The 25,588-nt window shown below is 63.2% G+C and carries 26 protein-coding genes; 14 read left to right on the top strand and 12 right to left on the bottom strand.

Going from position 1 to position 25,588, the window contains the following annotated elements; translation table 11 throughout:
• Positions 1-106: 106 nt before the first annotated feature.
• Positions 107-1,039, top strand: coding sequence for an MBL fold metallo-hydrolase (locus tag F600_RS0118130; RefSeq protein ID WP_018162062.1), 933 nt, complete (start codon positions 107-109; stop codon positions 1,037-1,039).
• A gap of 235 nt (positions 1,040-1,274) precedes the next feature.
• Here F600_RS0118130 and F600_RS0118125 read toward each other — a convergent pair whose 3' ends face one another.
• The 6 genes from F600_RS0118125 to F600_RS30640 form a co-directional block, all read right to left on the bottom strand.
• Positions 1,275-2,042: a lipase family alpha/beta hydrolase gene (locus F600_RS0118125; protein WP_018162061.1), complete on the bottom strand. Its 768-nt coding sequence runs from the start codon at positions 2,040-2,042 to the stop codon at positions 1,275-1,277.
• Entirely contained in the window at positions 2,042-2,566 is a 525-nt protein-coding gene (locus F600_RS0118120; RefSeq protein ID WP_018162060.1) for a GNAT family N-acetyltransferase, read from the bottom strand. The genes F600_RS0118125 and F600_RS0118120 overlap by 1 nt, the downstream gene beginning before the upstream one ends.
• Positions 2,563-3,642 carry an alpha/beta fold hydrolase gene (locus tag F600_RS0118115; protein WP_018162059.1) on the bottom strand — a complete coding sequence of 360 codons (1,080 nt, stop codon included), beginning with the start codon at positions 3,640-3,642 and terminating at the stop codon, positions 2,563-2,565. The genes F600_RS0118120 and F600_RS0118115 overlap by 4 nt, the downstream gene beginning before the upstream one ends.
• Positions 3,632-3,931, bottom strand: coding sequence for a hypothetical protein (locus F600_RS0118110; RefSeq protein ID WP_018162058.1), 300 nt, complete (start codon positions 3,929-3,931; stop codon positions 3,632-3,634). Before F600_RS0118110 ends, F600_RS0118115 begins: the two co-directional genes overlap by 11 nt.
• Before the next feature lie 34 nt (positions 3,932-3,965).
• Complete coding sequence (locus F600_RS0118105; protein ID WP_018162057.1) at positions 3,966-4,493, bottom strand: QsdR family transcriptional regulator; 528 nt, start codon at positions 4,491-4,493, stop codon at positions 3,966-3,968.
• A gap of 287 nt (positions 4,494-4,780) precedes the next feature.
• Positions 4,781-5,245, bottom strand: coding sequence for a type II toxin-antitoxin system Rv0910 family toxin (locus F600_RS30640; RefSeq protein ID WP_162141448.1), 465 nt, complete (start codon positions 5,243-5,245; stop codon positions 4,781-4,783).
• Positions 5,246-5,348: 103 nt separating this feature from the next.
• Between F600_RS30640 and F600_RS0118095 the strand changes: the two genes are divergently transcribed.
• The 6 genes from F600_RS0118095 (at position 5,349) to F600_RS0118070 (ending at position 11,899) form a co-directional block, all read left to right on the top strand.
• Entirely contained in the window at positions 5,349-6,059 is a 711-nt protein-coding gene (locus tag F600_RS0118095; protein WP_018162055.1) for a TetR/AcrR family transcriptional regulator C-terminal domain-containing protein, read from the top strand.
• Positions 6,060-6,139: 80 nt separating this feature from the next.
• Positions 6,140-7,462 carry an amidohydrolase family protein gene (locus F600_RS0118090; RefSeq protein ID WP_245541564.1) on the top strand — a complete coding sequence of 441 codons (1,323 nt, stop codon included), beginning with the start codon at positions 6,140-6,142 and terminating at the stop codon, positions 7,460-7,462.
• Positions 7,463-7,474: 12 nt separating this feature from the next.
• Entirely contained in the window at positions 7,475-8,296 is an 822-nt protein-coding gene (locus F600_RS0118085; protein ID WP_018162053.1) for an alpha/beta fold hydrolase, read from the top strand.
• On the top strand, positions 8,296-9,180 hold the full coding sequence (locus tag F600_RS0118080) for an alpha/beta fold hydrolase (RefSeq protein WP_018162052.1): 885 nt from the start codon (positions 8,296-8,298) through the stop codon (positions 9,178-9,180). The genes F600_RS0118085 and F600_RS0118080 overlap by 1 nt, the downstream gene beginning before the upstream one ends.
• Positions 9,177-10,676, top strand: a complete 1,500-nt coding sequence (locus F600_RS0118075) for an FAD-dependent monooxygenase (RefSeq protein WP_018162051.1) — start codon at positions 9,177-9,179, stop codon at positions 10,674-10,676. The genes F600_RS0118080 and F600_RS0118075 overlap by 4 nt, the downstream gene beginning before the upstream one ends.
• Complete coding sequence (locus F600_RS0118070; RefSeq protein ID WP_255222402.1) at positions 10,673-11,899, top strand: MFS transporter; 1,227 nt, start codon at positions 10,673-10,675, stop codon at positions 11,897-11,899. Before F600_RS0118075 ends, F600_RS0118070 begins: the two co-directional genes overlap by 4 nt.
• Before the next feature lie 179 nt (positions 11,900-12,078).
• Here the strand turns inward: F600_RS0118070 and F600_RS28875 are convergent, their stop codons facing one another.
• From F600_RS28875 to F600_RS28860, 4 genes are all read right to left on the bottom strand, one after another.
• Entirely contained in the window at positions 12,079-13,677 is a 1,599-nt protein-coding gene (locus F600_RS28875; protein ID WP_018162049.1) for a phytoene desaturase family protein, read from the bottom strand.
• Between the two features lie 2 nt (positions 13,678-13,679).
• Complete coding sequence (locus F600_RS30635) at positions 13,680-14,567, bottom strand: oxygenase MpaB family protein (RefSeq protein ID WP_018162048.1); 888 nt, start codon at positions 14,565-14,567, stop codon at positions 13,680-13,682.
• Between the two features lie 141 nt (positions 14,568-14,708).
• Complete coding sequence (locus F600_RS28865) at positions 14,709-15,305, bottom strand: TetR/AcrR family transcriptional regulator (RefSeq protein WP_162141447.1); 597 nt, start codon at positions 15,303-15,305, stop codon at positions 14,709-14,711.
• 377 nt (positions 15,306-15,682) lie between these two features.
• On the bottom strand, positions 15,683-16,459 hold the full coding sequence (locus tag F600_RS28860; RefSeq protein WP_040631823.1) for an alpha/beta fold hydrolase: 777 nt from the start codon (positions 16,457-16,459) through the stop codon (positions 15,683-15,685).
• Positions 16,460-16,576: 117 nt separating this feature from the next.
• Between F600_RS28860 and F600_RS0118045 the strand changes: the two genes are divergently transcribed.
• From F600_RS0118045 to F600_RS0118035, 3 genes are all read left to right on the top strand, one after another.
• Positions 16,577-17,005, top strand: a complete 429-nt coding sequence (locus tag F600_RS0118045; RefSeq protein ID WP_018162045.1) for a MarR family winged helix-turn-helix transcriptional regulator — start codon at positions 16,577-16,579, stop codon at positions 17,003-17,005.
• 70 nt (positions 17,006-17,075) lie between these two features.
• Positions 17,076-17,756, top strand: coding sequence for a hypothetical protein (locus F600_RS0118040; RefSeq protein ID WP_018162044.1), 681 nt, complete (start codon positions 17,076-17,078; stop codon positions 17,754-17,756).
• Positions 17,757-17,900: 144 nt separating this feature from the next.
• On the top strand, positions 17,901-18,698 hold the full coding sequence (locus tag F600_RS0118035; RefSeq protein ID WP_018162043.1) for an SDR family NAD(P)-dependent oxidoreductase: 798 nt from the start codon (positions 17,901-17,903) through the stop codon (positions 18,696-18,698).
• A gap of 154 nt (positions 18,699-18,852) precedes the next feature.
• On the opposite strand, the gene F600_RS28855 is transcribed toward F600_RS0118035, so the two are convergent.
• Positions 18,853-19,635, bottom strand: coding sequence for an SDR family NAD(P)-dependent oxidoreductase (locus F600_RS28855; RefSeq protein ID WP_081628908.1), 783 nt, complete (start codon positions 19,633-19,635; stop codon positions 18,853-18,855).
• An 18-nt stretch (positions 19,636-19,653) separates the two neighbouring features.
• Positions 19,654-20,721 (bottom strand): oxygenase MpaB family protein, encoded by a 1,068-nt coding sequence (locus F600_RS0118025; protein ID WP_026306668.1) that lies wholly within the window; start codon positions 20,719-20,721, stop codon positions 19,654-19,656.
• A gap of 324 nt (positions 20,722-21,045) precedes the next feature.
• Between F600_RS0118025 and F600_RS0118020 the strand changes: the two genes are divergently transcribed.
• The 4 genes from F600_RS0118020 (at position 21,046) to F600_RS28850 (ending at position 25,559) form a co-directional block, all read left to right on the top strand.
• Complete coding sequence (locus F600_RS0118020; protein ID WP_018162040.1) at positions 21,046-22,485, top strand: DUF445 domain-containing protein; 1,440 nt, start codon at positions 21,046-21,048, stop codon at positions 22,483-22,485.
• 56 nt (positions 22,486-22,541) lie between these two features.
• Positions 22,542-23,171: a TetR/AcrR family transcriptional regulator gene (locus F600_RS0118015; protein WP_026306667.1), complete on the top strand. Its 630-nt coding sequence runs from the start codon at positions 22,542-22,544 to the stop codon at positions 23,169-23,171.
• Positions 23,172-23,216: 45 nt separating this feature from the next.
• Complete coding sequence (locus F600_RS0118010; RefSeq protein ID WP_245541562.1) at positions 23,217-24,317, top strand: oxygenase MpaB family protein; 1,101 nt, start codon at positions 23,217-23,219, stop codon at positions 24,315-24,317.
• A gap of 255 nt (positions 24,318-24,572) precedes the next feature.
• Positions 24,573-25,559, top strand: a complete 987-nt coding sequence (locus F600_RS28850; RefSeq protein WP_162141446.1) for an alpha/beta fold hydrolase — start codon at positions 24,573-24,575, stop codon at positions 25,557-25,559.
• The last annotated feature ends 29 nt before the right edge of the window (positions 25,560-25,588 follow it).

Raw genomic sequence — 25,588 nt, 5'->3', positions numbered from 1 at the left:
TCTATTCGACCAAAGACGCTGGTTCGTACCGTGAATTTGTCGCTGCAGTACAACGTGTACGGCCTCAGGCGACTACTGACCGCCCCGCATTATCTGGAGGTACTCCGTGGAGACCGCAACCTATTCGTCCGCCAATACCTCGACGGGATCGTCGACGGACGCTCCGCCGATCCGCGCAACTGTGTTCGTCGGTCGCTGGCCGAACATTCCCGTCGTCGAGGTTCCGGGGATTCCCTCGGGCACCTTCTCGCCAACCACCGCGACCTTGGTGACCGGGGCGACGGAGGCGGTTCTGATCGACGCCCTGTACCTCAAAGATGACGTTCGCGACCTCGGAGATCTCATCGAGCGCACCGGCAAGCAGCTCACGACGATTTACATCACCCACGCGCACCAGGATCACTACCTCGGGTTCGGTCCCCTCCTCGAGCGGTTTCCGAGTGCGAAGTGTGTGGCGCTGCCGCATGTGATCGAGGAGATCAAGGAAACCATGGACCTGCAGACCGAGCAGTGGAAGATGATGTTCGGCGACTCCTGCGTAACGGCCGGGCCGGTGCCTGAACCGCTGGAGGACCACACGCTTTTCGTCGACGGTTCGCCGGTCAAGATCATCGAGGTCAAGCAGGCTGACGTCCATCCCACGACCATCGTCCACATTCCCGACATCGATGTCGTGGTGGCCGGCGACTCCGTCTACAACGAGATCCACCCGATGCTCGGATTGTCTACGCCGGCAGAATGGCAGGACTGGCTCGAGACGGTCGACCTCGTGGAGAGCCTCCAGCCTCGGATGATCGTGGCCGGCCACCGCAGGCCCGACGGAGACGACTATGCGATCGAGCGGATGATTGCGCAGACCCGCTCGTACATCAAGGATTTCGCGGCCGCATACGAGGTCGCAGAGGATGCCGACGCGCTGGTCTCCGCCATGACGGCGAAGTACCCGTATCACGGCAATCTCTGGACCCTGCAGTTCTCAGCGATCGGCGCAATGATGCAGCGCGGAGTTGGTGCGTCAGCGGCGAGCGAGTCCCGGTAAACCATCCCGCTGTCTTCGTCGACCACTCTCAGCGACAACCGGCGACTGAGCGACAGCCACCTGCCGTCTCATAATCCGCGAGCAAAACGATTCGGTGCTCTACCAACGACCTCACGTCAGTATTTCGATGAGATCGCCGGTGGAGCACCGAATCGTCGACCACGAGACCGAGAGATGATCGAGCCATCCGGCGGGCTTAGTTCATCGTGATGACGACTGTGCCGTCGACTGCCGTTCAGCGTGTCGGGAACGCGGAACGAAACATTCGCGGACTCCGGAAAGGTGCCCACTGGCCGGGCTTCTGGGCGAGCCGGTCGGCCACGACATAGAGAACGGCTGGATGTTGCCCGAAGCCGAGATGGCTCGATCGCACCTCGACGTTTTCGGAGTTTTCGGCGGGCTCATCGAGGCAGGCACTCCACGGAACGAAGCCATCGAGTCGGCTGTATACCGACGTCGCGGGGACGAGCAGCGGGCCGAGTCCGTCTTCCAGGGGCAAGTTGAGGTCCTCGACGTGCCGCTTTCGCCATAGGTTGTAGAGCCAATGTGCATTGCTGTGCGCATGGTCGCGGAGCCGAATCGGGCTCCCCAACGTGATGACTTGACGAACCGACTCCGGTGTTGCGCGCGCAAGTCGACGGGCGAAGATGCCGCCGAGGCTCCAGCCGATGATCGAGATCGGCTGACCGTTGTTTCGCGCCCTGATGTCGGCGAGCCGATCGGGCATGCCGTCGACGATCTTTGCGGTCAGTCCTAAGTTGGTGCCGAGCTTCCACCGGTAGGTTCGGTAGCCCTGTTGGCGCAGGAAGCGCCGCAGAACGGTAGTGGACAGGTCGCTGGCCCCGAGTCCTGGCAGGACGAGCACTGGGTGTCCGTCGCCGCGTGGCGCGCGGGACAGGATCGGCCACGTAAGGGCGAGTGAACTCGCCTCGGCCAGCGACCGCGCGTAGTCCGTCGACCATAGGGCGAGATTGGGCGCCGCTTCGGTACTCATGTGCGCCATCAGGACATCAGAGCGTCGGCCATCCCGACCCCGTCGATTGCGGACCAGTTCTCGTCGACGTTGTGTGCCAGCACCAGCAGGTCGTGCAGCTGTCCCTCGCGATCCCGGATGTGGTCGCGCAACAACGCCTCACCGCTGAATCCGAGACCGGAGAACATTTCGATCGCGCGCTGTTGGTCTACGGCGAGCTCGACGACGACCTTCCTGATGCCGGCACTGAACGCCTCGGTGAGGGCGTGTTGTGCGAGTGCGCGGCCACGCCCGGATCCGCGGCGTTTTGGATCGACCACCAGGCGCAGCTCGCCGACGTGGCTCGACCAGCCCGGCAGTCGCTCGACCGCGACATAGCCGGCCGCAACGGAGCCGTCGGTGTCGATCCACCGCAGGGACTGTCCGGCGAGGGCGGTGATACCGGCGGTGTCGGATAGGTCCTCGCGAATGAAGGTCAGGTCTCGGTCGGACAGTTTGCCGAAGAACGCGATGACTGCATCGATATTGACGGAGGTGATGGGTGAGATGGTCATGACAGCGGCTCGCTTCGTTTTTGCAGGAAATCGATGAGCTTGGGAATCGTTTTTCGATGCGCCGATCTGCCGACGACAAGACCGACGTGCCCGCCGTCCATGCGCAGTGTCTCCTTCTGGGCCGAGCCGACCAAGTCGGTGACCGGCGCCGACGCAGCTTCAGGGATGATGGTGTCGCGGGTCCCCAAGACCGCAAGGAAAGGCACCGTGATCTCGGACAGGCTCACGCGGTCGCCGCCGAGTTCGAGCCGGCCGTTCATCAGTGCATTGTCGCGAATGAGCATGTTGGCGGTCTGCCGCGCCGCGGCACCTGGGAACGGGATGTGATCGGTGGCCCAGCCGTTCATCAACTGGTGGGCGGTGACGAACTCGTCGCGCCACATCTGGTCGAGCAGATTCACGTAGTTCGTGATGTCGCCCATGGGCGCCAAGGTTCGAAAGCTCTGCGCAATGACCTGGGGCGGGATATTGCCGTTGTCGTCCAGGGCCTTCTCGACATCGAACTCCGTCCGCCCGATTACATCGACAAGCGCACCGAGTTGACTGAAATCGACCGGGCACGCGACCACCGTGAGCGACTGAATCGGGGACGTCGGGTTGTGTGCCGCGTGCATCAATGTCAGTACCCCGCCGAAGCAGTAGCCCAGCAGATTCACTTCGGGCACGTTGGCCCGCCGCCGTACCTGCGCGATCGCGGCGGGAATCGCCAGATCGACATAGTCCTCGAGACGGTTGGCCGCATCGCGCTCGTCCGGAGTTCCCCAATCGAGCATGTAGACGTCAAAACCCGCACTGACCAGCGCCTCGATCAGGCTGTTCCCGGTCGCGAGGTCGAGGATGTTGCTGCGGCTGACCAGACTCGGAATGATCAACAGCGGCGGGGTGAAGCGGACCGCATCGTTGCGGTAATGCCAGAGTTCGGCTCGGCCGAACGTCCAGACCACGTCCTTGGGTGACTGTCCGGTCTTGGGCTTGGAAATACCGGTCGCTAGCCTGATGCCGTTTCGCGCGCGCAGCGCGTTGCGCTCTATCTCGCGCCGCACGCGTTCGAGTGTCGAGACCTGCTCAGTGGGCATTGTCGCGGTCCTCGAGGAACCTGGACAGTTGCAGCCGCAGGATGCGCATCTCGTGGTCGAGGTCGCCGATCTGCCGACGCAGCCGTTTGACGTCCGTGCCCGCGGGGAGGTTGAGCGCGTGAAGGATGCGCGCATTTACTCCGTCGATCGCATGTCCAACGGCGGTCTGGGCCTCGCTAATGACGGCAGCGACCTGAGTGAACGAGGGGTTTGCGAGGACATCCTGAAGGCGAGGCTCGAGACGAGTCTGGACCGCGCCATACGCCTCAATCAAGGAGGGAATCTTCACGCCCGTACCTCCCGGTCAGCGGCGTGCATCGTCGTCAGCGCAGCAGCGCGTTCACCGCTTGCGCGACCTTGCTGCTGTCCGGAGTCTCGCCGGTGATCATGTCCGCATAAATGAAGGTCTCGGAGATCCGCACGATCAGGTACGCAGAATCGTGCAGCGAAAGCGGCAGGGCCAGTCGACCGGCGTTGACCTCGCGATCGAGCAGCTCCTCCAATTCCGCGGTCAAACGAGACTGGAAGGTCGTGGAGTTGGTCGTGAGGATGCGCAATGCGCGTTCGGGCTCGCTGTGTACCCACTTGCCGAAGAACTCGGAGTCGATGACTGCCTGCGAGAAGTGCCCCATGGTGGCCGCGACGAAGGCTCCCCCGTGGCCGCTGCTCTTCCGCTGGGCTTTCTGGAAGGTCGGTTTCGTGACGGACCATACGACTTCCGACAGGAGTTCGTCGCGCCCGCCAACCCAGCGAAACAGCGTCGCACGGCTGACTCCCAGCGTCGCCGCGAGTTCCTGCATCTCGATCCGCCGGCCCTCGACGAACAACTGCCGTGCGATTTTGAAGGCCATCAGGGGACTGGGAGGCCTCGGCGTTTCTGCCAGTTGTCGGGCGAGCGGAGTCTCTCGCATTGAGTCTCCCCTGCCTGTCGCATAGACGGACTGCCATGGTGCTGCCAGCTCTCACCGCTGCACCAGATTACGTGCCGAGGCATGGCCGCAGGACAGCTCTGCCGCGCACCGCGTGAAACGTTTTACAATCTGTTGCACTACTGCAGCGTATCGCAGATTGTCTCAGAACCCAACGTCAGTCGCGTGAGTATGCCGAAATGCGCAACTTGCGCGGCGTGCCGGGTCCATCAGGCCTCGACGGATTCGCCGAGTTTCCGGAGCGATTTGGTGAGTGCACCCGTGAGGGACTTTTTGAACATCGAACCCATGGGACCGTCGATCATGCCGCCGTCGACGCTCGCTACGAAGTCGACGTTCGTCGAGTCGTCGGTACCCGACAGCGTGATCGTCAGTGCCAGCTTTACGCCGGCGCGGGTAATACCACTCAGTTCGATGCGCTGCGGTGGGGCTACTTTCTCAAACGTCCAGTCGATGGTGATCGGCATATTGATGACCGTCGCGGTCGCGGTGGCTTTCTCACCCTCGGTCGCCGGCTCGGGAACGTCGGACTTCCAGGACTTGTGGATCACCAACCAGTCGCTCCACCGCGTTGGGTTGCCGAGAAACTCCCAGACCTTTTCCGGGCTCGTCGGATAGCTGGAATTCGCTTCGACCGTTCGCACGGCTTTCTCCTTGCTGTCGTCGTGGCTCACCTGGGCGAGCATTATGGTTACAGCGTAGCCATAATAATTCACAGGTCAAGAGGTGTCGAAAAGTTATGGATACGATGTAACCGATACCGCGCTCGTGGAGAGAATGATTCGTGTGACCCCAACGGCAGATCGGCCTTCCACTTCCCCGAAAAGTCCGCGTTCGGCGGGGCGACCGCCCGTTCCGCTGGAGCGCATCATTGCGACGGCCCTCGAGCTCCTTGATGAAGAGGGTGCGGGCGCTCTGTCGCTGCGGAGCTTGGCGCAGCGACTCGGCTCCGGTACGGCCACGCTCTACCGCCATTTCGAGAGCCGCACCGATCTGGTTGCTGCGGTCGTCGATCGCATCATCGGCGAGGTCGAACTCGACCCTGCGCTGTTTGAGTCGGTGAACTGGCGGCAGGCATGCGAAGCGGTGGCCACGGCGATGTTCGAGGTGTTGTGCCGTCATCGAAATGCGGCACCGCTGCTCGCGGAGCACATTCCGATTGGAGAAAATGCGCTTCGGCTGCGCGAGCGTGGCCTGGCGGTGCTGCTGGCAGCCGGTTTCGGTCCGCGAGATGCGGTAACCGCGTATGCCACCGTGGCTCGCCACGTCATCGGTTTCGCGCTACAGCTCGGCCGCGACAGCACGGCGGAGCGTGCGGAAGCCGACCACGTTTCGGCTCTCATTCATCGACTCGATCCAACGCTGTTCCCTGCCACGATCGCGGTGGCGGACTCGATGCCGGTGCCGCTCGAGGAGGAATTCGCCTTCGGGCTCCAGCTCATCTTGGCCGGACTGGCGCAACGGCGTGAAGGTCGTCTCACCTCCTGACCGACCGCGACCATTGACCTCTTTGCTCGATTATGGATACAGTGTATCCATAATCGAAAGTTCGTTGCAGGAGGTGCGCGTTGGCCGATCTATTACTGCTCCGCGGTGGAGTAGTGCTCACCATGGACCCGGACATCGGCGACCTCGCCATCGGTGATGTCCTCATCGAAGACGGCAGGATCGCGGCCGTAGGCCAGAACCTCGTCGCGACCGGCGCAGATACGGTGGACTGCAGCGGAAAGATCGTGATCCCGGGTTTTGTGAACTCGCATCACCACATGTTTCAGACCGCGCTGCGGTCCTACTGGTCCGACGGCTTGGAGCTCGACTACTTCATGCAGTCGCGCTTCGGCAGTGAGGCGCTGTTCCACCAGTACTCCCCCGATGACGTCTACTGGGGTGAACTCGGGGGCGCGCTCGAGAACCTTGCCGCCGGGACGACGACCGTGGTCGACACGTCGCAGTGTTCCTACACTCCGGAGCACACCGACGCTGCGTTGGACGGCATCCGGCGATCTGGCATCCGGTGTGTATTCAGCTACTCGCCCGTCTTCGGCGACCATGAGGCCCACCCCGCGTACGCCCACCCGGAGGACATCGGGCGGATTGTCGATGCCGCCGGCGATAGCGGTCTGGTGAGTCTGGCGTTGGGTTACCACGTCGATGAGGATCTGTTCCGACTTGCCCGCGATCTCGACTTGCCGGTATTCGCGCACGTCAACGATGCGAACTGGGGACGAGTGCTCGAGGAGTTCGAGAGCGACGGACTTCTCGGACCATTGATCACGTACATCCATTGCCTCGACTTGGCGGATTCAAGCTGGAAGGCGATCGCGCGCACCGGTGGCAAGGTTTCGGTCTCCTCGATTGCCGAACAGACTCTGGCGATGGGGCACCCGGCGCTCCAGGCGGCCCTCTCTCACGGTGTACCGGTCTCGTTCGGTACCGATGCCGTCAGCATCGCTCCGGTCGATTTCTTCTCGCAGATGCGAGCGGCGTTCTGCCTGCAACGCGGTGCGATTCGTACGTCCGGGGAGTCGACCCCACTTCCGCTCTCGACTCGCGAAACCTTGCGAATCGCGACGTTGGGTGGTGCGCAAGCAGCGCACCTTGATCATCTCGTCGGGTCGCTCACCCCAGGTAAGCGCGCCGACGTCGTCGTGCTGAATGCACGCGCTCTCAACGCGGGTCCCGTACTGAACGCTCCGGGCGCGGTGGTGCACATGATGGACACCAGCAACGTCGAAACGGTGCTCGTCGACGGCCGAATCGTGAAGTCCGATGGCCGATTGATCGACGTCGACACCGACCATGTGCTCGACAAACTCGCCGCGTCCGCCGAGGGCCTGCTGAGCCGCTCGGGCGCCCGGAACATCTTCCTTACCTCCTGCCGGCACGGATAGCGAGCAGCCGCGATGAAACTGACTGACACCACTTCGAACTTTGCGCAGCTGGACGGCATGAACGTTCACTTCACCCGTGCTGGCAGCGGACCCTTCATCGTGCTGTTACATGGCAGCGGGGCATCGCTCCACATCTTCGACGACATTACGCAGCGTCTGATCACACGCTTCGAAGTCATCCGAATCGACCTGCCAGGATTCGGGGTGACCGGTCCCCGACCCGACCGCGATTACTCAATGGGCGCCTACGTGTCGATGCTCTGGAAGTTTCTCGATGCCCACGTGCCTGGCGAGTTCATTCTGGCCGGACACTCGTTCGGCGGCCAGATCGCCTGGACCTACGCCCTCATGCAGCCGGCTCGGCTCCGTGGTCTGGTTCTCATGAACGCGACCGGATATCCGGACAAAACTGTGCCACTGATCATGCGACTGGCCCGAGTGCCGTTGCTCCGACCGGTGATTCGGCGCCTGGGATCACGGGGTGCCACTGCCCGCAACCTGTCTGGACTCGTCGGCCCTGGTTCGACAGCCGTGGACGACGTGATGGTGGACCGGGTGCATTTTCTCACCTCGAGCCCTGGTGGCCGTGACACCTTCATCGACTTCGCCAACACCGATCAGCCGGACCGTTCAGCAGAGATCGGGCACATCACCACTCCCACACTGGTGCTGAGCAGCGACCTCGTCGACGGCCAACACTTCGCGCGGGACATCCCCGGCAGCCGTGATGTAAGACTTCCTGGAATCGGTCATCTCATGCCGGCGGAAGCCCCACGAGTCGTCAGCGATGCGATAGACGACTTCGCCAGCAACCTCGCCTTCGGGGAGGCGTGATGCGCTACTTCGTCGCCCGCGGCGAGTCGCGATCACTGGACGCCGCTGCGCGTGCCGGGCAACGCGGCGCGTTTGCCGTTCTCTCCGATGGCACCACTCATTACGACCTGGCCGGCCCGGCCGATGGGCCGCTGGTGGTTTTCGTCCCCGGTCTCACGATTCCACTGACGTTCTGGGACGACGTCACTCATCGTCTCCATGACAAGGGGTTCCGTACCCTCACCTACACCGCCTACGGCCGCGGCTACTCCGATCGCGTCCACGGCCGCTACGACCGAGGGCTGTTCGTACGTCAGCTCGACGACCTCATCCGGCACCTCGAAGTGACCAATATCCACCTGGTGGCGTCGTCAATGGGTGCGCTTATTGCGCTGGCCTACACCGCCGCGTCGTCGGCTAAGGTCTCGTCGCTCACCCTGAGCGGACCGGCGGGCCTTTCCGCCGAGCGGAATCCGATCGCGCTGCTGCCCGACAGTGGTCCGATCACACCGCTACTCGGAAAGTACCTGCTGCGAAACAACCTGCTCGGTCACCTGGCACACAACGTGCAGACCGCAGAGGACGCGGAACGGCTGCGATCGATCGTCCTCCAAGGATTCCAGTTCGAGGGGTCCATGTATGCACTTATGTCTACGCTCAAACACTTTCCGCTCGTCGGCCAAGACGATCTGTTCGACGCCGCCCGACGTCACCTTCCACCGACGCTGCTGATCTGGGGTTCGAACGACCAGGTCACGCCAGCGGACGGCTACCCACGCGCGGTCGAACTCCTTCGCCCACGGCGTGCCGAACTCATCGACGACTGCGGACATATGGCCTCCTTCGAGCGGCCCACGCAGTTCACCAACACCCTTGCAAGCTTTCTCACGGAGATATCGAAATGACTGACAACCTCGACGTTCTCATCGTCGGCGCCGGACCGACCGGCCTGACCCTCGCCTGTGACCTCGTCCGACGCGGCCTGAACATCCGAATCATCGACCACGCGGAAACCGGCTTTCCCGGATCGCGCGCCAAAGGCGTCCAGCCCCGCACCCTCGAGGTCTTTCACGACCTCGGAGTGCTGGACGACCTCGTCGAGCACTCGACCACCTACCCTCTGCTCGGCCTGCACATCGGCCCGCTCACGATTCCCTGGACGATGATGGGCCGGCACCGCGCGACCGAGGATGTCCCCTACCCCAACACTCTTCTCGTTCCGCAGTACGACACCGACGCTTGCCTGCGCCGCCGTCTCGACGCCCTGGGGGGACACGTCGAATACCGCACGCGACTGACGTCGTGCACTGACGACGGCACCGGCGTCACGGCAGTGATCGATGGCCCCAACGGTCCAGAAACCGTCCATGCACGCTTTCTGTTCGGTGCCGACGGCGGCTCGAGCCGGGTACGCCAACAGGCCGGCATCCCCTTCGTCGGCGAAACCGACGAGAGCGACAAAATGATCGTCGCTGACGTGCTCGTGGACGGGCTTGGGCCCAACCGCTGGCACATCTGGCCACGAAACGGTGGTCGATTCATGGCGCTGTGTCCCCTGCCGGACGGCAAGTTCCAACTCATGCTGCGCCTCAAGCACAGCGAAAGCGCCGAACTCGAGCCTGGAGCGATCGAGCGCCTGGTTCAGCAAGCCGCGGAAAATGCCGGTCTGCAAATCCGCAAAATCTACTGGTCTTCGGTCTTCCGGCCGAACGTGCGGCTCGCCGAGCACTATCGGTCGGGAAACATCTTCCTTGCCGGTGACGCCGCGCATGTGCACACGCCAGCCGGCGCCCAGGGACTCAACACCGGCGTCCAAGATGCCTACAACCTCGGCTGGAAGCTCGGCCAGGTGATCGCCGGCGCACCCGAAGCCCTCCTCGACAGCTATGAGGCCGAGCGCCGCCCGGTCGCAGCGCGAGTGCTCGGCCTTTCCAGCGCGCTTTACCAGGGACTCACCGACCGTCCGCTCGCCGCGGCCAAACGCGGCGACGAAGAGCGTCAGCTACTCCTCAACTACCGAGGGGGACCACTCGCGGCCGAGCCATCGGACCGCGCGGTACAGACCGGTGACCGCGCTCCGGACGCCAAGTACCGGGATATCGACGGTCAGTCCGGGCGCTTGTTCGACCGATTCCGTGGCCCGCACTTCACCCTCGTGGCGATCGGGGATGCGGCTATTGCCGGGGCCGCCACGACCGACTGGCCTGCGGGTGGCGCGAGTTTGCACACGGTCAGGATTCCGACCAGTGCCGCACGCGGGTTGCAGCGGATCTACGGGATCGAGGGCCCGGCGCAGATTCTCGTCCGGCCGGACGGCTACATCGCCTACATCGCCACCGGCGATTGGGAGTCGGCTCTCAAGGCAAGGGCGCATGGTCTCGCGCCCCGGATCACCGCGTGAGCGGCACGGGCGACCGTCGGCACTCTCGCGGAGGCTTTTGGCTGGTTGTCTTCGCCTTTGCGGTGGTGATGGCGAGTACCACGATCCCGACCCCGCTTTACGCGCTGTATTCCGCCAAGCTGGGGTTCGGAGTGCTCACCTCGACAGTCATCTTCGCGGTGTACGCGGCGGGGGTCGTCGCGGCCCTGATCATCTGCGGACGCTGGTCCGATGTGGTGGGGCGACGGCCCATGCTGATCGTTGGAGTCATTTTGTCGGTGGCCAGCGCGCTCGCGTTCGTCACCGCCGGGCCGGTATGGCAACTCATGGTCGGACGCGTCCTGTCTGGTTTGGCGGCCGGAATCTATGTCGGCACAGCGACCGCAGCGGTCATCGAATTCGCACCCGAATCCTGGCGGCACCGCGCGCCCGCGATTGCGACCGCAGCCAACATCGGCGGTCTGGGATTGGGACCGCTGGTGACCGGTGTCATGGCGCAATACGGACGTGCACCGTTGGAGTCGCCGTTCGTCGCGGACCTTATTCTGCTCGCCGTCGCCGGTATTGGCCTGTGGTCGCTCATCGAGCCCGTGCACCGGACCGCCGTTGGGCGCTTATCGATTCAGCCGCTCGCCGTCCCCCGTGCGCTTCGCGGAGAGTTCCTCCGCACTTCAATCGCTGCGGCCGCCGGCTTCGCCGTAATCGGCTCCTTCACGGCGATCGCACCGGCGTTTGTGTCGACAATCCTTGGGATCGACAACCATGCCGTCGCGGGCGGTGTGGCGGCGACCGTATTCCTGTTCTCGGCCGTCAGTCAACTTGTCGGACGCCGCCTCCCGACCCATGGTGCCCTGATCGGCGGCTGCGCGATTTTGGTCGTCGGCGTGCTGTCGCTCGTCGCCGCACTCACCTTGCGGTCGATCGAGTTGATGTTGCTCGGTGCTGCGGTCAGCGGTATCGGGCAGGGTCTTTCGTTCAGCAAGGGACTCGCGTCCTTGATCGCAGCGGCACCGACCGATAAGCGAGCCGAAGTCAGCTCCGCCTACTTCGTCGTTGCCTACCTGGCGATTTCGTTCCCGATCGTCGCTCAGGGGTTCACTGCGAGCAGATGGGGACTCTATGCCGCCGGGCTCGCGCTCAACATCATCGTCGCGTTGTTGGCCGTGCTCTCGCTCGTGTGGACGGTCATCGTCAGCCGTGACGCGCAAACTGGGCAATCCATGAGCTCTCAGCGAACCCGTTGACATCTACCTCCGACGAACAGGGCCACAAGCTCGTGTTCTCGCCGCCCAGTTCTCAACGGGCAAACGCACCCATCCTGGCGGCCGCATCCTGGACGAGCGCCTGCTGAGTACTGTGCCGGCGATCATCTGCGAGCAATCCTCGACATTCCGCTTGACGCGATGACTGCGTGCGAACGTGATCACCAACGCCCGGCGTGCATCACGGGCGTCGGGCGCAGGGCCTGGCCGATGACGTGGCGCAGTGACGGTGACGCATGTCGGTCCGAATTCCAGGTCACCGGTGCGGTACGTCCGAGCGTTTTCACGATCAGTTCCGCGCATTCCATCGCACTGTCGGCGGCGAGTTCGGTGCCGACGCCGCGTCCGCCTGCGCCGTCGCCGGCGAGGTACAGGCCCTTGACGGGCGTGGTGATCGACGGTCGCTTGTCGCCGACCTGTCCGGGGATTTGCGCGGTCGAAATCGCCGGCCCGTATTCCTTCCCGAGCCAGTGCTCCATCCAGCTCGTGGTGGTGCGGTCGATGAACAAGATCTCCTCGTCGAGGCCGGGGATGATCCGGCGCATCGTGTTCAGCAACGCCTCCTCCCATAGGGGTGCAGCGTCCTTGAGCGCGACGTCCGTGGTTGGGGCAAGGCTGCACACCGTGAGCAGTTGATGACCTTCCGGTGCGAGCGTGGCATCGAAGTTGGTCGGTATCGGGCAGTAGAAGGACACGAGGTCGGGGACCCGCCCGTCGTCTGCTTCGGCGAACAGCTGCCGCATTCCGTCGGCGTCGACCGACAGCAGGTCCGATGTTGCACCGACCGCACCCATGAGACAACCCGCGTCGACCAGCCGACGCTTGAGCGCGATCTTGAGCTGGACAGCGATGTACGAACCCACGTTTGTCTCCGCGGCCTCGACATAGCTGTCCGGGAACACGCCTGGCTCGCACAGGTGCAACGCGGTGGTGCGCAGGCTCGAGGTCGACACGACAATGTCGGCGTCGATGGACGTTCCGTCAGTCAGCTGAACGCCGCGAACCTTGCCATCCTCGATGAGGATCCGCTGCACGCCGGCGTTGGTGCGGATGTCCGCACCCGCCTGCTCGGCGATCCGGCAATACGTGAGCGGAATCGCCTTGGTGCCGCCCTTGGGATAACTCAGCCAGTTGTCACGAGCCATCCGTTGGAACGCGTAGATCGACTCACCCGCCGATGCTTTCCAGGGCTCGACCACGAAGTAGAGCCCGAGCAGGAACATCAGTAGCGCCTGCAGTCGCGGGTTCTCGGTGAACTGGGTGATGTATTCCTCGGCGGTGCGGTCGTTCCACGAATCGACCTCCACCTCGCCCATGCGCATCATGTCGGCGAACATGCGGGCAGCCGCAACCGTGTCCAGCGGACCGAGGTTGGCTGCGCGCGCTGCCTTCCAGGCGAACTCCGGGAAGCGGTGCGCCTGCGACGGGATAGGCACCGATTGGACCTGGCCTGAGGCATCGCGGGCGGGGTATCGGATTTCGGCGATGTCATGGGTGCGGCGGAACTCGATCGCGTCCGGATGTCCCGCACGGCGCAGCACCTCACCGAGGGGACCGCGTGCGCCGCGGGTGAACATGTGCGTGCTGAAGTCGATCTGGAAACCGTTCTTCTCATAGCCCGCACACGCGCCACCGAGGTAGCGGTTCTTCTCCAGCAGAGTGACGGGAATTCCTGCCGTTGCCAGGAGTGCCGTCAGCGATGTACCGCCGATACCAGCGCCAATGACTACAACGCGTGGTTGTGTCTGTGGTGTATTCATGATCAATTCCGTTCGCTACGCGACTGTTGAATGCCGCGATAGGCACGTGGGTAGTAGCGCAGCTGTTCCGGCAGAACCGTGAACACAGTCCGAACGATGGTGGCGTATGCCGCGAATTCGACGGCGTCGGCTGCGGTCCAGCTCAAGCCGACCTTTCGCCGCGCCGGCTCAGGCAGGGTGGCCGTGGTGATGTTCCTCATGAGGTGGAGAACTGGAACCCGAGCGACTCGCCAGGCAGTCTGCCCGAGCGGCCAACCGGGCGGCATTGGCGCATCATCGAGGATCGCCAGGGTTGTGGTTGGAACGATTCCGGGCTCGAGCCGGTCCACGATCTTGCGCTCGTAGTACGCGTAGAACGCCTCGATGTCTGCAGGCATCTGGTCGACAAGTAGGCCGAGGCCAAGGCCGACATAGCGCCATTCCTTGTAGAACTCGCGACGTTCAGCGTCCGTCAGTGGCGTGCCGAACATGTCCTGAACTCGTGTCGCCGCGTCGTAGATGGTCGCCCACACCCCCATGTAGCCGTCGGGGTCCATCGCGTGGTACTCGCGGCCTTTGTCGTCGACGCCCTTGATGTTCTTGTGCGCGGCACGGATGCGACGGCCGGTCTCGGCCGCGTCCTCACCGTCGTAGACCGATCCAAGGATCGGCATCAACGAGCCGAACAGACGCTCCCACGGCTTGGACGCGTAGATCGAATGCTGGTGCACACCGGCGTTCACGATCGGGTGCAAACCCTGCATGATCAGGCCCGATGCGAGCACCAGAGTCAGTCGATAGTCGCCGACGATTCGGAACGCGATGGACTCGTGGTCCAGTGGTCGCGTCCGATCCCGGACTGCGGCGGAAAGCGCACGGTCCTGCGAGCTCGGCACTGAGTTGATCGACATTGATTCACCTCACTGTGAATGGCGATAGGACAATTTCCATCACCGTGTCCCATAGGACGGTATCAGCGATATCGTCCTATGAGAAGGGTCTGGTGTTCCCGGACACGGCAGTTCGTCGATTCCAAGAAATCGGACGCAGCCTTACGGCTCTGACCTCACCAAGGGCATGAACGTGCGCTTGGCGTAGGCGCGCAGCGCCTCCTCGTCGTCGAGATCGACAACACTCTCGCGGTTGTAGACGAATGACATCGCGAGGCGCACGGCAGTTTCGGCGCGCTCTCGCCGCAGTTCCGGCGACATCACCGACGGGAAGAACTGCTCGATTCGTTGGGCGAGGAAGTTTGTGGCGGTACTGACGATCGAGCCCCCGCCGATCGACAGGTGCGGCAGCAGCCACTGCGGATTGGTCAACAGGAGTTCGCCCAAGAGGGCACTTCCCCGAATGAACTCGATGGTGAAGACGAGAGCATCCGCGACAATGTCGGCGACATCGCCGCGCTCGCGGCCGAGCGCATCCAGGACGTCGAGGTACCGGTTGAGTTCGCGTAGCAACGCCGCGTCGATCAATTCCGCTTTACTGCCGAAGTACCGGTAGACGCCCGAACGTGCGAGCTGAGATGTCCGGGCCACGTCCTCCATCGACGTCTTGCCAATGCCCTTGGTGGCGAAACACTCCATTGCCGCATCGAGAATTCGTTCCGCGACCGCGTCGCCACCCCGCACCTGTTCCGCAGTCATCAGCCCAATCATCGCGTCTCGACCGCTCCTCTTGCTCGCCCACTGCGACGACACGCTGACCATGGGACGAGTTAAATAATACCGTCCCATAGGACATATTCGTGATAGTTGTCCTGAAGACGGGCTCGCCGCGCCCTACTGCCCCACCGACTCCCGACCCGCGCCCAAAGCCGGAACTGGTCCCTCCGGGGCCGAGCCCCGATTCAGTCAATCCGTCGGCGCCTGACAAAGATCCTGAGCATCGGCTTCAGCGCGGCGACGGCGACAGTCCCGCACCTGCAGAGCCTGGCGACCGGGAGGGTGACGCGCTCAACGAACTCCGATCACTGCTCGGGTGAATCGGCTGCCTTCCCGGATATTCGACGACCGGTGCGCGACTAGTTCGAATCCGATTCAGCTGCTTTGATCGCGGCTCGAATGATTTCTGCGCACCGGTTCGGGTCGTCGATCATCGGGACGTGACCGACTCCGGGAATCACGAAGTATTGAGCGCCTGGAATCCGCTGCTGCGCGATCGCGCCGTTCACGGCCGGTGGGAACAGTCTGTCCTTTTCGGACCACGCCAACGTGATGGGACACGGGAGCGTCTTCATCGGTTCGACGTTCTCGGGCGTGGTGAATAGGCCTGCGGCGGCTGGGCAGTCAACAAGATCGTTGATGATCGTGAGTGCTTGAGCGTGGCTGAGTCGGTCACCATGCTCAGCGATGTCGCGCAGCATCAACTTGCGGGCAGCCGGCAACCAGGTGGCCACCGGCGCGACAGGCTTCGCCAGCTCCGCGAGCCGCTTGGCGTGGATCAAAGTGTTCGTTGCACCCAGTTCGTCGTCCGTACCGCGATCCCAAAACCCGGCTGGCGACAAGGCGCATACCGATCGCGCTCTCCCCCGCCGGGCGAGCTCGATAGCCATCCACCCGCCCATGGAGTTTCCCGCCATGTGCACGCGCGATAGCCCGCGATCATCGAGAAGTTTCTCCGTCACGTCGACCAGCTGCTTGATCGTTGCCGCACCCGCAAGTGTGGGACCGCCGCGATGCCCTGCGGCGGTCGGAACGATGAGATCGAACTCGTCCGCCAGTAGTGGCGCGACCTCGTCCCACGTCGCCGCGGACATCGTCACCCCATGTAGAAGCAGTAAAGGAGGCTTGGCGGGCATCGGAGGTTCTCCCTAGTTGTTGGTATCCGCGCCGATCTCCTCATGAGGCCGCGCCGGAAGGTGATATAAGCTTGTAGGCAAACAGTGTTTGTTGTCAATCGCTTAACGGAGTCTGGGATGACGGAGTTTGGTAGAGAGCTTGGTCCGCTGAAACGTGCCCTCACGCGGGCGGCGCGTGCGGCCGCGCAGCTGCCTGACATTCCAGAGGCTCAGATCGAGGTACTGCGCCTTCTTGAAGAGCGTTCCTTCACAACCAATGAACTTGCAGTAACTCTTCAACTGGCACGGTCGACAGTAAGCAATCTTCTCAGCGCGATGCAGCGGGCAGGTCTTGTGGAGCTGCTCCGAAGGAGCGATGACAAACGAATTGTTTCTGTGGTTGCCAGTGCGAAGGCGATTGAACTTCTCGCCGCCTATGACATCCAGGTCGAACAGGTTCTCGCTGGTGCCCTAGAGCGATTGACCGCGCGGGAGCGGCAGGCCGTACACAACGTCGGACCGGTTATGCGCCGACTGGTGAAGCTTCTGCAAAACCCGCAAGCCTGAACGCTTCGCCACACCACCCGGCGCGAATCCATATACGCCGCCGAGGCGCGCCAGGGGTAGCGTCCTAGGGGTGACGACCTTCGTCCAGGAGTTCGTTCAGCTGCGCGCGGACGTCATAGTGCGCTGGACAGCCTGCTGGGATCGCATTGATGAATGCGAGGCAAAGCTGCCGCCGGAAACTACGTCCGTGTACACGGACTTTCCGGCGTTCTCGCTCGATAGCTATTCGGGCGGGGAGCTGGCAGCGGGTGCGCGATTGTTCGACGCGCCGTCCGGCAGGGGCAGCGGCTACCGATTCGAGCTCGATGGTTCCGGTCGCCCGCTTCGTGTGCGATCCGAGCACGCGCGAAACGGGGTGTCCTGGGATGGCATCTATCGTTACGCGCCGACCGAGGTGGAGAACATCGAGTGGTGTCTCGAGACAGGTGTCCCCTGTCGGTATGAGCGGTTACTGCTTGACGACGACATAGTGATCGCCCATCAACGCCTCGTCGTGAACGGTGGCGGATATTCACCTGCATGGTGGTCCGCGTCGCGCTCCCAGGTGATCGACGAGATCCTCGGCAACGACCACAACCATGTCATCTTCTTGTGGCGGTATCCCGTCCAGGAGGGCGTGACAATGCGTGGTGAGGAATGCCATAACACCGATGAGGGCGCCCATCGCGCAACACTTGAATACGCCTACGCGCCCGACGGAAAGCTACAGAGCATCGTTCAGCACAGGCCGGCTGCTGTGCACCTCCATTAGTCCCCGACCTTGCCCACGCGCTGTGCCGCCCGGAGCCAACTGGTTGGTCCGTTGCGTATCCCCTAGCCTTCGGGCCGGGAGTCAAGCCTGATGGTGGGCAGCGCGCGAGGCGATCTCCAGTATCTTCGACGGCATGGAGCGCATATGACCGCCAATCCCCGTACCGCACTGGTGACCGGTGCCTCGGCCGGAATCGGGAGCGCCTTCGCCCGGCACCTCGCGGCGCAGGGATATGCGCTGTTGCTGGTAGCCCGACGCGCGGATCGCCTGAACGAGCTCGCTGCGGAACTGACAGCCGCGCACCAAGTCCGCTGCGATGTGTTCGCCGCCGATCTGACGGATCCGGCTGCCCCGGCCGCAATCGTGAATCACGCAATTGCGCAAGGCATCGAGATCGATGTGCTGATCAATAATGCTGGACTGTCGGGCAAGTCTGCGTTCATCGAAACTCCTTGGGAGACATTGGCGGCAGAGATCCAGTTGATGGTCACCGCGCCGACCGAGCTGATGCATCGCACCGCCGGTGGCATGCGGGAGCGAGGCTGGGGCCGGATCGTGAACCTTTCCTCCCTGGCGGCGTTCTCGCCCCCCGGGGCCAGCCTCTTGTACACCGGCATCAAGAGCTATGTAGCGCTCGCATCCCAGTCGTTGGACATGGAACTGAAGCCGCAAGGAGTGCACGTCACGGCTCTGTGCCCGGGCTTCACCCATAGCGAATTCCACGACGTGATGGGGACGCGAGCGAGCGCTTCGAAACTTCCCGGCATCCTGTGGCAGGAGCCGGAGGAGGTCGTGCGCGAAGGCTGGAACGCGGTCATGGCCGGCAAGCCAGTGTGCATACCGGGGACCGTTAACAAGATCGCCGCGTCCGGGATGCGACCGCTGCCGGTTGGCTTGCAATACATGTTGGGCCGCAAGTTCAACCCGTTCAAAAACGGCTGACGTCCTTCACTAGCCAGCGCAGGTCCCTGTCAGCCGATCTGACGAGACTTTTCAGTGGTCGCGAATGCGTATTCGAGCACGAGATCCCGCCCATACGGGCGCAGCGTTCACGACACGAATGTTGCGAACGCTGCGCCGGCTGCATGAGAACGGCTCAAGGCCTCATCGAGCGCTCGAACATGGCGAGCTTGACCCCGGTCGGCGTGAGGCTTCCGCCAAACGTCAAGAGGCGAACCGCCAGTCCGGGCACCGCGAGGCGATGGCCCCGGTCGAGCGACTTGATGCCGTACTTAGCGACCGCCGCGGGCGAGCGCCAGAGCAGTCGCGGCATTGCTTTCTCGATCGGCTGGTCCCCCGCCACCTCCCAGAAATCGGTCTTCACCGGTCCCGGGCAGAGTGCGGTGACGGTAATCCCCTCACGTCGCACCTCTGCACTCAGCGCTTGGCTGAACGCGACGGTGTGCGCTTTGGCTGCGGAGTAGCCGGTCGACCACGGCATCGGCTGCAGCCCCGCGGTCGATGCCACGTTGAGGATCGCTCCCTGGTGACGCTCGACCATGCCCGGCAGGAACGCGGAGGTCAGTGCGACAGGTGCTTCCACAAGCACTCGCACCTGCTCGACCTCGCGGTCCGCGTCGGACGAGACGTAGCGACCGCCCGTCGCGAATCCCGCGCTATTGACGAGTACGTCGACGTGGCGACCGTTGCGATGCACCTTCTCGATGAGTTTTGCACGATCGGCGGCGTCGGCCAGGTCGCAGGCGATGACGTCGGCGGTCACCCCGTGCTTCGCGGAAATCTCGTCGGCCAGGCTCTGGAGCAACTCCTCGCGACGCGCGACCAGCGTGACGTTGTGGCCGCGGTGAGCGAGCTCGCGGCGATGGCCGTACCGATGCCTGCTGAGGCTCCAGTGACCAGCGCAGTGAACTGCGGAGATGGTGTTGGGATAGCCACGTCAGCCGACCTTTCCCAGGTACGCCTCGGACTCGGTGATTACCGAGTCACTCGGTGCCACGCCCTCGAGGAGCACGCGGTTGCGCTGCTTCGCGCGCAGCTCGTGGTGTGCCTCGGAGGGCTTGACGTATCCATAGCGCTCACGCGCCTCGGCGGGAGTGATCACGACCGGGTCGACCGGCTCCACGTTGCGCAGCACCGGCGCGAACACGGCTTCGGTGCCGGGCGAGAGCACAGAGAGAACCAGCAACGACAGGCGCGGGTGGCTCAGCACCTTCATGCTGATCTTCATCACCGGCGTCACCGCCAGGTCGACGAGCTTGCCCTGCCGTAGGCCGGCCATCTTGCGCATCCACTGCGGCATCGTCGCGATGGTCGCCCAGCGCATCACCATATTCACGACCCACACCGCGGGCGTGGCGACCGCCGGCATCGGCGGGAACATGACCTCTGCGTCGAGCAGGTGATCCATCGTCGACTGCGCGGCGATGCTGCCCGCAAGCTTCGGACGCATGGACTCGAAGTACTGACGGACCCCTTCACGGGTCCGAGGGACATCGGCAGGGTCGCACGTCTGGAGCTCGGCCGCGATCGCGCACTCTTCCCAGTACTGGTTCTCCTCCGCCTCCGAGAGCCGGCCGGGGCCGAACCGCTCGTACGAATAGAGGATCGAGTGCCACGCGGTCATGTGGATCCACAGCTGCGAGTGCGGGTCGTTGGCGTCGTACACGTTGCCGGTCAGCGGGTCGATGCCGACCGCCTTGGAATGAACCTTGACCAGGATGTCCGACAGCTTCATCGCCCGGGCGGAGTCACCGAAGGCGACGGTGCCGAAATACGTCAGGGTGCGGTCGTAGCGGGCGCGGGGCCGGTAGCGGATCGCCTGGGTGGCATCGACCGCGGCGACGAGCGCCGGGTCGAGCTCCTCGACGGTCACCGCTCGCTGGAACCCGATCGTGAGGGACGTCGGGTAGCGCCAGACCTTCCACGTGACCGAGTCGGGACCAAAGAACCCGTAGTCGGCGGCCGGAGCCACCGCGGTCTTCCGTGAGCTCGAAGCTACAGACATTGCATTCTCCTTTGAAAGCGTTGTCTTCGAAGGTAGAGGAGTTCGACAGATTAGTACATTGGTGTACTAATTGGCGCTCATCACACTTGTGACCTGCGGATTGCGGTTCTCGTCCGGCGGCGGAACTCCTCGAGGTGGCATGAGACGTTGGGGTGCGAGCGGCAAACCCGCAGGTTAGTGGACCGGGTCGAACGGCATTCGCGTCACGCCAAAACATACATCCGTGTACTAATAACGTACACATGTGTCGGAAATGGAGCGACGGAAGTCACTGTCGGCTCGATCGCAGGTGCGACGGCTTGGCACGGATAAGGAAGGTGTCCCATGAGTTCGGTCACGGCGGCGGGATTGTTCGGTCTACTCGATTGGGAGGAAATCACCGGTCAGTCGAAGTTCGTGGTCGACATCGTCTCGATCCCACTGTTCTCGGCATTCGCCGGACTCATCACCAACTGGACCGGCGTCATCATGCTGTTCGCGCCCGCCAGGTTCACCGGCTTCTACATGCCGGGTGCGCAGATGATCTTTCCGTTCCTGCCACGAAAGCTTCAGATCCTGCCGATCTGGGCACCCGGTGGAATCGTCGGTTTCCAGGGGTTCATCCCGGCCCGCGCCGACAAGATGGCGTCGCTCGTCACCGATAACGCCGTAGCGAAGATCGGTTCAGCGCAGGACTTCTTTATGGAGATGAACCCCAAGGGAATCTCTGAGCAGATCGCCCGGATCGCAATGCCCCAGGTGCCGGCGATGGTGGACGAGATCATGAAGCAGGAAAACGGTCAACTGTGGCGGGACATGCCGCCGCAGGGCAAGAAGATGCTCCACGACCGGATCCAGAAGGAATTTCCCACGATCTGCGATCGCGCGTTCGAGTTCATCGGAGACAACTTCAACAACCTCATCAACATCAAGCTTCTGGTTGTCGGCTATCTGCGCAAACGGCCCGAACTGATGAAGGACATCATCTACGGCCTCGGTGCACCCGAATTGAAGTTCATGGTCCGGATCGGACTGCTCGGCGGTCCGATGGGTGTCATCCTCGCGCTGTGGTTGTCCTTCATCCACTACACCGGGCCAGACGCCAAACAGGCGCATGAAGCCGATCCCGGCGCGGCCTACTTCGGATTCCTCCCGCACTGGCTCGACGTCACGCTCCATTTCCTGCCGGTCTGGATCTGGGTGCTCGGTGGTGCCGCGCTCGTCGGAGTCATCGTCAACGTCATCGCGATCAAGGTCGTCTTCGAGCCCTCCACACCGCAACCCCGGTACAAGTACCCGTGGCGGGTCGCCAAGTTTGCCAAGCGCCAGCACGAAGCCGCCGAGAGCCTCGCACACGCCATCGCGTACCAAGTCGTCACTCTCGAAGTGATCGCACGGGAAATGTTCGACGGACCCAACGGCGACAAGACACGTGAAGTCATCGCGACGTTCCTCAAGGTCGAGGTCAATCGTATGCTCGGCCCGCTTCTGCCGCTGGCGCGCATGGGCTCAGGAAGCAAAGAGTTCGACGCCACTCTGGAATACGCGGGTGCCACCCTGGCGATGGAGATGCAGCCGTGGCTCGTCGACGACCTCGAGTTCAACCGGGAAACCGCGGCAAAGATCAAGACCCTCTGCACAGAGAAGCTGCGGGAGCTCCCCCCTGATGAGTTTGTCGAGATGCTCTACGTTGCGATCGAACAAGACGCGTGGCTGCTGTACGCGCATGGCGGACTTCTCGGAATTCTCGTGGGCGCCGTGCACATCCTGATCTTCGGCACCTAATCCCTTCCGGTGCGGCTGCGGTGCCAAAATTGTTCGGCCGTGTATTATTTCCGTTCATGAATGCACAAAAGCCTGTGCACAGGGCCCGTGCGGCGCACCTTGGGCCGGAGCGTCGCCGCCCAGCCGTACTCGATGCTGCGTTGGAGATTGCGGTTGAGCAGGGGGTCGCCGCCGTGACTATGGGCGCGATCGCGGATCGACTCCAGGTCGCGCGAACGGTCGTATATGCCTGTTTCCCCGATCGCGTGACGCTGCTGACGGCCCTGATCGAACGTGAAGAAGAGGCACTCATCCTGGGCGCGTTGGGAGCACTTCCCCGCGGCCGTGCCAAGGCAGACGAAGCCGTGTTCATCGAAGGTTTCCAGGCACTGCTCACTGTCATCTCCGAACGGCCGAACACCTGGCGGATCCTGATGGACGCCACGCCGGACCAGGCCGTCGCAGATCGATTCAAGTGGGGACGAGCCGCGATCGGCACCCATTTCGCGCGACTGTTGCGACCAACCCTCGCCTACTGGGGAACGGTCGACCCAGAACTGAAGCTTCCGATTCTCGTGGAGCAGTTCATGTCGATCTGTGAAGGGGCTGTTCGATCGATGCTCAACGACTCAAAACATGAGTGGACACCCATGACGCTCGGTGCCTTCGTCGGCGCGTCCACCTACCGGGCTTTTCGTCACGCCTAAGGCCTCAACCAGCCATAACTCCGCAGAAACGATATGGAGACGTCAATGCTGACGAATATGATTCTCGCGCTCTTCCGCTCCCTGAAGCTGGAGGTCGCGCCCATAGAGGCCCAACCCATGGCCGACTACGGATACTTCGGACCCGGCTCCGTTGCCTGGAAGGTCTGGGGCAATGGCACTACCGCCGTCACCGGGATTCAGCGTGCCGTGGTGATCGAGGAACTCGACCCGAACCTCATCGCGGCAGTGGACGTCACGGGCGCCAACTATGACCGCCCCAAGACGCGCTACGACCGCACCGTCCGCTACTTCGCCGCGGTGGCTTTCGCCGACTCCGAGACGGTCGCCAAGATGGCGGACGTGCTGGTGAAGGTGCATTCGAAGGCGATCGGAATCGAGCCGATCAGTGGCAACAAGTACGACGCAAACAATCCGGAGTCGCAGTTGTGGATTCTCCTCACCGGCTGGCACTCCGTCCTCACGGCTTACGAAATGTATGGCGGCGGAAAGCTGACTCCCGAGGAGGAAAGGCAGTACTGGGAAGATTGCGCGCGTGCCGCGGAGTTCCAGACGTGTGACCCGGCGGACGTTCCCCGCTCCAGCGAAGGCGTACGCGAATACTTCGACCGCATGCGCCCGCGCCTCGCGGCGAGCGAGGCGGCCCAGTCGATGATGGACCATCTGCTCAACGCCAAGATCGTGCTGCCGGAGCTTCCGACCGCGGTGCAGCCAGCGGTTGAGGCACTGAACTGGATCATCCGCGCGGGAGCAATCGCCACCATGCCTCGCTGGATGCGGAAACTGAGCGGGTTCGACCAGCCGGTAGCCGTTGATGTCATGGTCAAGCCGGTACTTCGGACGCTCTACAAAATGATCGACAGCGACCCACAGCTTCAGCTGGCCATCGTGGGAATCATTGCGCCGTCAGCCGTTCCGGTTCTCGCGCCGTACCTTCTCGGCGTCCAGCCTCGGTCGACGGAAGTACTCACGCCCGGAGAAGGACGACGCCGGTACGGCTTCGACAAGCCCGTGCAAGCACACCTCGCGCTTCGTGCGAAGCAGCACGCACGAGTTTTCGCTGACGGCTTGGCGCCCAGCGACGCCGGACTCATCGAGTCCCAGGCGCTACTCGGACGCCTCGGCTGAGGCTAGCGGGTCAGTACTCGGAAATACCGAATCGCTTCGACGTCGGGCCCCCGACGACTTGCTCGTCGACATACTCCCAGCGCACGGGTGCTTGGCGGGCCCGCAGGTGGGTAATCACCGAGGGACATCGGCTCGCCGGGCTGGCTCGTGGCGCGAGCCCCAACCCGTGTTGCCGACTAAGCAATCGATCATTGCCGATCCGATGCAAAGGCGCGTGGTGGGATGTGTGCAGAGTCAGTTCAGGGACGACGCTGGGTGACTGCCTGGCCGGCGGACGTGGCCGGGAACATCAGGGATCGTTTGCGGGGCGGTAGCCACACCGAGCTCGAGGAAATCCGGCGGACCGGTCGGGGCGGACGCGTACATCACGTGACCCTCGGCGACGGCGCGACGTTGCACGCGGAGATCGACGGATCGTCCCCAAGCGCGGTGACAGTGATCTTCTGCCACGGTTACACGCTGAATCTGACCAGTTGGCGCGAGCAACGCGGGCCGATCGCGGATTCGTCCGTTCAACGGGTGTTCTATGACCAGCGCGGATTCGGCATGTCGGAGTCGGCCGCGGTGGAGCCGGCGACGATGGAGCTGCTCGCAGAAGATCTTCATCGCGTGATCGAGGACTGCGCTCCCTCCGGTTCTGTGATCTTGGTCGGACACAGCATGGGAGCGATGGTCATTCAGGCGCTCGCCGGACTCCATCCGGAGTTGTTCGGGCCACGCGTCGTGTCCGCGGTCCTCATCGCCACCGCGGTTCGCGGTCGCGACCTCACGCTGGGGTTGCCTTCGGGCCTGGTCCGCCAAGTGACCAAGGTGGCACCGGGCCTTCTGCGTCTGCTCGGGCTTCGTCCCGAGATCGTGCGTGCGGTTGGGCTCGCCCCGTATCTGGAGATCGGTCGCTTGTTCCATGCCCGGTCGGCCGCGCTCGACACCCGGCGCATCTTTGCTGCGATGGTTTCGGCGAATTCTATGAACGCGCTCGCGAACTATCTGCCTGCCATCACCGGGTACGACACTACCGCCGCGCTGCCCGCGTTGTCCGGTGCACAGGTGATCGTCGTCGCCGGCGAGAAGGACGTCACCACCACGGTGGCGCTCAATCGAGCGGTCGCAGAAGCGATCCCGGAGTCTGAATTCGTTGTGGTTGCCAACAGCGGGCACATGGTCCCACTCGAGCAGCCCGAAGTTCTGAACAATCTTCTGCGGAAGGTCATCGCGGCGAGTGCAGCCCGACCGAGAAGCTAATCGCTCAGCACACTCCCTGAGTCATTCTG

The sequence above is a fragment of the Smaragdicoccus niigatensis DSM 44881 = NBRC 103563 genome, from assembly GCF_000380645.1.
In the GTDB taxonomy this organism is placed as follows: domain Bacteria; phylum Actinomycetota; class Actinomycetes; order Mycobacteriales; family Mycobacteriaceae; genus Smaragdicoccus; species Smaragdicoccus niigatensis.
This window is presented reverse-complemented; position numbering and strand designations above follow the sequence as displayed.

What these genes read in the sequence shown, in the direction of transcription:
- F600_RS0118035 (WP_018162043.1), top strand. Translation starts at nt 17,901, where the DNA reads ATGACCGCCAATCCCCGTACCGCACTGGTGACCGGTGCCTCGGCCGGA.
- F600_RS0118025 (WP_026306668.1), bottom strand. Translation starts at nt 20,721, where the DNA reads ATGTCTGTAGCTTCGAGCTCACGGAAGACCGCGGTGGCTCCGGCCGCC.
- F600_RS28860 (WP_040631823.1), bottom strand. Translation starts at nt 16,459, where the DNA reads ATGCCCGCCAAGCCTCCTTTACTGCTTCTACATGGGGTGACGATGTCC.
- F600_RS28865 (WP_162141447.1), bottom strand. Translation starts at nt 15,305, where the DNA reads ATGACTGCGGAACAGGTGCGGGGTGGCGACGCGGTCGCGGAACGAATT.
- F600_RS0118015 (WP_026306667.1), top strand. Translation starts at nt 22,542, where the DNA reads ATGAATGCACAAAAGCCTGTGCACAGGGCCCGTGCGGCGCACCTTGGG.
- F600_RS0118080 (WP_018162052.1), top strand. Translation starts at nt 8,296, where the DNA reads ATGCGCTACTTCGTCGCCCGCGGCGAGTCGCGATCACTGGACGCCGCT.
- F600_RS0118045 (WP_018162045.1), top strand. Translation starts at nt 16,577, where the DNA reads ATGACGGAGTTTGGTAGAGAGCTTGGTCCGCTGAAACGTGCCCTCACG.
- F600_RS28875 (WP_018162049.1), bottom strand. Translation starts at nt 13,677, where the DNA reads ATGAATACACCACAGACACAACCACGCGTTGTAGTCATTGGCGCTGGT.
- F600_RS0118115 (WP_018162059.1), bottom strand. Translation starts at nt 3,642, where the DNA reads ATGCCCACTGAGCAGGTCTCGACACTCGAACGCGTGCGGCGCGAGATA.
- F600_RS0118010 (WP_245541562.1), top strand. Translation starts at nt 23,217, where the DNA reads ATGCTGACGAATATGATTCTCGCGCTCTTCCGCTCCCTGAAGCTGGAG.
- F600_RS0118120 (WP_018162060.1), bottom strand. Translation starts at nt 2,566, where the DNA reads ATGACCATCTCACCCATCACCTCCGTCAATATCGATGCAGTCATCGCG.
- F600_RS30635 (WP_018162048.1), bottom strand. Translation starts at nt 14,567, where the DNA reads ATGTCGATCAACTCAGTGCCGAGCTCGCAGGACCGTGCGCTTTCCGCC.
- F600_RS0118075 (WP_018162051.1), top strand. Translation starts at nt 9,177, where the DNA reads ATGACTGACAACCTCGACGTTCTCATCGTCGGCGCCGGACCGACCGGC.
- F600_RS0118125 (WP_018162061.1), bottom strand. Translation starts at nt 2,042, where the DNA reads ATGGCGCACATGAGTACCGAAGCGGCGCCCAATCTCGCCCTATGGTCG.
- F600_RS0118105 (WP_018162057.1), bottom strand. Translation starts at nt 4,493, where the DNA reads ATGGCCTTCAAAATCGCACGGCAGTTGTTCGTCGAGGGCCGGCGGATC.
- F600_RS0118095 (WP_018162055.1), top strand. Translation starts at nt 5,349, where the DNA reads ATGATTCGTGTGACCCCAACGGCAGATCGGCCTTCCACTTCCCCGAAA.
- F600_RS0118085 (WP_018162053.1), top strand. Translation starts at nt 7,475, where the DNA reads ATGAAACTGACTGACACCACTTCGAACTTTGCGCAGCTGGACGGCATG.
- F600_RS0118020 (WP_018162040.1), top strand. Translation starts at nt 21,046, where the DNA reads ATGAGTTCGGTCACGGCGGCGGGATTGTTCGGTCTACTCGATTGGGAG.